This window comes from Pseudorhodobacter turbinis (assembly GCF_005234135.1).
GTDB classification, from domain to species: Bacteria; Pseudomonadota; Alphaproteobacteria; order Rhodobacterales; family Rhodobacteraceae; genus Pseudorhodobacter; species Pseudorhodobacter turbinis.
Map to the genome: position 1 here is coordinate 93,368 of NZ_CP039964.1, position 5,287 is coordinate 98,654.

Consider the following 5,287-nt stretch of genomic DNA (forward strand, 5'->3'; position numbering starts at 1 on the left):
AATGCCGTCTGGAGAGAGCGGCAACCACCACATCTTACAACAACGACCGGCCGAATATGGGTATCGGTGGGCTTACCCCCAGCGATGAAACTGAACCAGCACCAAATGGCTGCGTAGTTCTAGTTGCAAACGCCTCCACAAATAGGGGGATTGCCCAACCACTTCCTGTTTCAACGCGATAATGAATACATCCCACCAAATTTTTTTGCACAAACCTTCGAAAGGTCAATCTTCATTTTTGCCCTGACAGATTGCGCGCGTCCAGCGCGCTGGGTGCGGGGTTTGCTCGTGGCGTTGCAAGCACGAGCACCTCTTGGCTAGCTTTCATAACGGGATCTTGCTAGGAATTGCTTTGCGATTTTTAACACTGACTCGAAAGAACCAGCACGGCAGGGCCCGTGACAGGCTTTCACTCTTACGACCAAGGTAGCGAAGATGAACAAGCCTTTTGTTTCGTTGCGTCCGGAGATCACTCGGATGCACGCCGAGATCCTGATGGACTGGCTGGAAGATGACCGCGTGACCCGCTACCTGAGCGATTCAGGCGATGTGTCCCGGTTCATCGCACAGACCGTCAATCGGATTCAGATGCCGATCCTGACACATCTGTTCAATCAAGGTGGCCGCTTTTTCATGGTTTATGATCGAGATGATGCCCCGGTCGGCTTTGTCCGTCTGGTCAAGAGGGGCGCCGAGTGTGAGATCGTTTTGGTCATCGGCGATCATGACAAATGGGGCCGCAGGCTTGGCAAAAGCACCATCCGCGAAGGGTTGAAGCTTGCCTTCCTTGATATGCGCGCCGAGACGGTCATCGCCAAAATCCACCCGGACAACACGCGTTCGATGAAAGGGTTTGAGGGCTGCGGCTTCCGTCTCGACCGCGAGACACCGACGCTCCATTCCCTGTCCATGACCTCTGGCCGGTACCTTGACCTTTTGCGTGAAGGTGCGATGGCAAATTCTGCCGATATTTACGTCACCGAGATGGACAAAGCCCGACTGCAAAGTCTGGTTGATTTTGAACGGGGAGCGGCAAATGTTGAGCTGCAGCACGAGATCGAGCGCGCCATCGTCGTCGACCCTTTGGACGTCGCGGGCGATGTCGTCACAATGAATTCCAGGGTCGTGTTACGGTTGGACGATGAACAAAAGGACGTGGCTCTGGTCTACCCGCAAGATGCCGAGGAAGGTGCGGGTAAACTCTCGGTCCTCTCCGATGTCGGCACAGCGATTTTGGGCTATCAGGAAGGCGACGCTATCGATTGGGTGGTCAAAAATCGCACGCGCCGGATCCGCATCGAGAAGGTGATCTACCAACCGGAATCCGTCGGTGACCTTCACCTCTAGTCGCCCAAATGCGTTAGGTCTGCTGTCGTGTCCGGAGGCTTGTGACTGACCTGAGCCCCAAGTTCCGTCCAGCTTTGCGCGGAGTCCTTGGGGTTAAATCTTTGGCGTATGCCGCCATTTTGTCCGCCGCCTTTCTCTGCAGAAATTCCATCGGCGTCAGGTTGCCCAATGCTGAATGTGGTCTGCGCCAATTGTAGTCTTCTTGCCATTCTTCAAACGTTTTGCGTGCATCACACAATGTGCCAAACAGCGTTTCGTTGAGGCATTCGTCTGGCAGTTTGCCGTTGAAGCTTTCGATGAAGCCGTTCTGCAGGGGGTTCCAGGGCGCGATGTAATACCAATCGATACCGGTTTCCTGAACCCATTTGAGGATTGCCATGCTGGTGAACTGGGTGCCCCCTTTCAGCAGGTTGCTACGCAATCGCCTTTCGGGCAGCGGTTGTCCGACACGATTGTCTTTGGCAGGCAGCGTTCAGCGATGATCCGATCCAGCTCGCGTGCAACGCGGTGGCCAGACAGCGAAGTATCAGTTACCAGCACCAAGTTCTCATGACTGAAGTCATCAACGACGGTAAGAATGCGAAACCTTCGACCATCCGTCAACGCATCTGACACGAAGTCCAAGCTCCAGCGTTGGTTCGGACCATCAGGTAGCACCATCGGCTTCCTCGTGCCCAAAGCACGCTTCCCGCCTTACAGCAGGCGCCACCATTTTTTTGACCCTCTCGAGCTTTGCTATGCAAACCCTGCTGGGCAACGATTGATGTCTCGCAGCATGGCGCGTGACCATTGTCCTCGGACCAATGGCGGACAAGATGACGCTCCAACATCTGGTCGACCAGAAGATTCTTCAACTTCCCGTTCTCGTCCTTCAAAGCCCGCAACCGCTTCGCGTCAGAAGGTTCCGTCCCGCCATGCTTCGATTTGTATTTGTAAAACGTCGCAGAACTGATCCCCCTCTCGGGCCATTGCTGCGCAATGCCCTGCCGGGCAGCGCATGCCGCCGACATACATCAGCAGTCTTCTCACCAGTTTCCTGCTCCTTGATCATCGCGATGATCTGTTCGCCCGTAAATCGTGCCTTCATCTGTCCGTCCTTTTGTTCGGTGGGCTCGTCTACATCTGGGCGCCCTCTCGGCAGCATGCTTTGCATGCGCCTGCCGGGTAACAGACGGCGTCTACTTTCGCCCCCGAATGACCGAGGAAAAACAATGCGTTATGGTGCTGATCGGGGCGCCTCTCGTGGTTTGCACGCAAACCACTGCCGGTGACAGACGAGTGGTGTCTTGGGCTTCTGGAATGCCCTGCGCGAGGTCTTTGGTTCCACGAAAGAGCAGCGATGTTGGTTCCACAAAACGGGGCAATGCACTGAATGCGATGCCCACGTCGGTTCAGGCCAAAGCAAAGGGCCATCTGCACGATATCCACTGGCCGACAGGGCGTTGCGCAGCAATGGCCCGAGAGGCTGGCAGGCTGAAAGCCGTGTCGACGCTGAGGCTGCATTCGACTACTTCGTCGCGACATATGGTGTGAAATACGACAAGGCCGTCGCCAAATTGACCAAAGACCGCGACGTGCTACTGGCGTTCTATGATTTTCCTGCTGAGCATTGGAAACACATCAGAACTACCAACCCAATCGAAAGCACCTTCGCCACGGTTCGGCATCGCACCGGCAAAACCAAAGGATGCCTCAGCCGCAAAACGGGCCTTGCCATGGCGTTCAAGCTGATGCTGTCAGCCCAGACCAAATGGCGCAAACCCGACGGCGCAAACCGTATGCCTGAGATCATCCAGGGGATTGATTCAAGGACGGTATCAAGCAACTTAGAAAGGCCGCCTAATCACGCCGTCACCAACTTTCGGGCATAGCTCGTGGTTCTGTTCAGCCTACCACTGCGGCACACGACTGGCATGGTGGGCAGCATCCTGCAGATGGCAGGCCTGGACTGGACGGTGCCCGACTTTTCGACCCTGAGCTGGCGACAAAAGACCATCACGGTGCAAATGTCGAACCGCCGTGCGCCGGGGCCTCTGAACCTGCTGGTGGACAGCACGGGGATCAAGTTCTTGGGCGATGGCGCCCTCTCGGGCGATTGCGATGCAATCCCCTGCCGGGTAACAAATGGCTTGCGCGCAAGCATGGCACACATCGCCGCCGCCAGTATCGCAAGGTGCATCTGGCGATGGATACTGCCACCGACGACATCCGGGCGGTGGAGTTCACCTCAAGCGACCACGGTGACAGCCCGGTTCTACCTCATCTTCTGGACCAGATCCCGCCCGATGAACAGATCGGCACAGTGACCGGTCCCTCACATGCATGTAAACATGCACTGCCGGGCAGTGGATGGCGCCTTCGACACCCGCCGTTGTCACACCGCGATCCTTGATCGAGGCGGCACCGCAGTCATCCCCATTCGCAAGAATGGCCGCCGCTGGAAAGAGGATTGTCCCTCCGCCCAAGCCCGCAACGACATACTCAGGGCGACCTAACGCCTGGGCAGGGCCATTTGGAAACGCTGGTCCGGCTATCTACGTCAGAAGTCGTATCGAGGCCGGGATGCGATGTCTCAAAGCATTCGGTGAGAGGATCGCGTCACGAGACCCCGACCGCCAAGCTGCTGAAGTCCATATCCGTGTGGCACTCATGAACCGCTTCAATGCACTCGGCACCGCCGAGATCGAACGCGTTGCCTGACCCAAAAGGGGAACGGGGACGTCGCGTCTTAAAGACGACTAATGCAACAACGCCGCTTTCAGGCGGAATGCCAACAGCGCTGCAATATCGCCTTTAAGGTGAACCGCAAGTTTGGTGCTGCTTGTGGGGGCGTCTGCCCATTGGTTCTCGCGTTGCGTAGGGCATCCGGGTGAAACGGGACGGTGTAATTTCTTGCCATTCCCTATCTTTTTTATAGCTAACATTTTTTGAAAATGACCGGAACTAAACCGTGACAAGACTACCCAAACTATGTTCTATCTTCTGTAATCCTTGACTTTAAAAGTCTAAGATGCTCTCGTGCCTTACCGCTGGTTTTTGTCTTTTAACGAATTCGTTTTTCAATCCATTTAGCTAATTAAGATTGGCTGTTGTATGCATTCGTCTAAACCGCTCTTCTACAAGACTGTGGTCCCTCTCGACACGCGCCGCCACGGATCTTTGCGCATTTCGTCACCGCTTCGCCCGCTTGAATATGCGCGTGAGGCGAATGTTATTCCCGCTCTGGTTGATGAATTCGATCTGGCAATGGCCGAGATCCCAATTGCATTCCTGCCGGGCACCGACGGCCCTTCGGCGGTTTTCGTAACGGGTTCGGCACCGGGGACCAATATGTATGTCACCGACGGCGGCCTTTGGAGTGGCACCTATGTTCCCGCGTATTTGCGCCGCTATCCCTTTATCATTGGCGAAGTGAGCGAGAGCGAGGCGGTTCTATGCCTTGATGAAAGCTATGAGGGGCTGGGCGAGGTCGAAGGGGATCGTTTCTTTTCGGACACAGGTGAACAACAAGAGGCGCTGACCAATGCGCTGACCCTTGCGCAAAGCTACCGTGATGCAGCTGTGCGGACCGAAAAATTCTGCGCGATGCTGCGTGATTTCGACCTGTTGCAGACGGCCACGCTTGATACGACCGCGCCTGATGGTTCCAAATCCGTGGTGCATGGTCTGTTGATTGTCAATGAGGCCGCCATTGCCGCGCTTTCCGCCGATAAGCTTTATGCGCTGCACGCCGAAGGGTTTCTGAAGGCGGTTTATAGCCAGATCGCAAGCCTGCGAGCGGTTTCGAAGCTGCTGCCTGATGTGGCGCCCAAAGCTCGGCCGAAATCTAAAAAGACTGCATAATTTCTTCGGGGCATCGCGCCTCGGGGCAGAGACGTGGGCGATTTGACCCGAGAGTTGCAGCGCGCGCTGCCTGATTGACCGAAGTCTGGAGTTCTAA

General features: G+C 55.7%; 2 protein-coding genes and 3 pseudogenes. 4 read left to right on the forward strand and 1 reads right to left on the reverse strand.

Features of this window, described 5'->3' with window-relative positions:
• Nucleotides 1-435 precede the first annotated feature (435 nt).
• Nucleotides 436-1,347 carry a bifunctional GNAT family N-acetyltransferase/nucleoside diphosphate kinase regulator gene (locus tag EOK75_RS00425; RefSeq protein ID WP_137192108.1) on the forward strand — a complete coding sequence of 304 codons (912 nt, stop codon included), beginning with the start codon at nt 436-438 and terminating at the stop codon, nt 1,345-1,347.
• Nucleotides 1,348-1,465: 118 nt separating this feature from the next.
• Here the strand turns inward: EOK75_RS00425 and EOK75_RS21135 are convergent.
• Nucleotides 1,466-2,491: pseudogene (locus tag EOK75_RS21135) on the reverse strand (integrase core domain-containing protein); the annotation flags it as partial.
• A 136-nt stretch (nt 2,492-2,627) separates the two neighbouring features.
• Between EOK75_RS21135 and EOK75_RS00435 the strand changes: the two are divergent.
• The 3 genes and pseudogenes from EOK75_RS00435 to EOK75_RS00445 form a co-directional block, all read left to right on the forward strand.
• A pseudogene (locus tag EOK75_RS00435) lies at nt 2,628-3,190 on the forward strand (transposase); the annotation flags it as partial.
• 34 nt (nt 3,191-3,224) lie between these two features.
• A pseudogene (locus EOK75_RS00440) lies at nt 3,225-4,047 on the forward strand (IS5 family transposase); the annotation flags it as partial.
• 393 nt (nt 4,048-4,440) lie between these two features.
• Nucleotides 4,441-5,190, forward strand: coding sequence for a SapC family protein (locus EOK75_RS00445; protein WP_137192109.1), 750 nt, complete (start codon nt 4,441-4,443; stop codon nt 5,188-5,190).
• Nucleotides 5,191-5,287: the final 97 nt, after the last annotated feature.

Coding starts and splice junctions, on each gene's coding strand:
- EOK75_RS00425 (WP_137192108.1), top strand. CDS start 436: ATGAACAAGCCTTTTGTTTCGTTGCGTCCGGAGATCACTCGGATGCAC.
- EOK75_RS00445 (WP_137192109.1), top strand. CDS start 4,441: ATGCATTCGTCTAAACCGCTCTTCTACAAGACTGTGGTCCCTCTCGAC.